Origin of the sequence: Mesorhizobium sp. M1A.F.Ca.ET.072.01.1.1 (assembly GCF_004023325.1) — a bacterium.
Lineage (GTDB): Bacteria > Pseudomonadota > Alphaproteobacteria > Rhizobiales > Rhizobiaceae > Mesorhizobium.
On sequence record NZ_RZSF01000761.1, the window covers coordinates 1 to 422 of the forward strand.

A 422-nucleotide genomic window follows, 5' to 3' on the forward strand; every position below is an offset into this window, starting at 1 on the left:
CTGGTGAAAGCGGCGAGGTTGAAGTCGCTGCCTTTGCTCACCGGATAGGCGACCATATGGAAGCCGGGATGGAGGAAGGCGGTGATGCAGTCGCCGGCGGCGATCGCCGCAAAAGCCTGGCCGGCGGCGCTTGTCGCTGCAACCGTTGCGCGCCAGGCCAGCTCGCCCGAGAAGCGGTTCTTCCCGAAAGCCGGCTCTCGACCCACAAGCACCGTGCGAACCGACGACCAGACGCCGTCGGCGCCGATCAGCAGGCCGCCGGCGGCGTTGATGCTGCCGCCATCCGTTTCGGCGGTGACGGCGATGTTTTGCGGCTGAACAGCGACGTCCGTCACCCGCGCGCCGGTGACGAGTTGGATCTCGGGATGCTCTGCCATGCGCGCCGCCAGCGCGGCCTGCAGGTCGGCGCGGTGCGCCACCAG

The 422-nt window shown here is 69.0% G+C and carries 1 pseudogene; it reads right to left on the reverse strand.

Going from position 1 to position 422, the window contains the following annotated elements:
- Positions 1-422, reverse strand: a pseudogene (locus EOA32_RS39135) (salicylate hydroxylase); the annotation flags it as partial.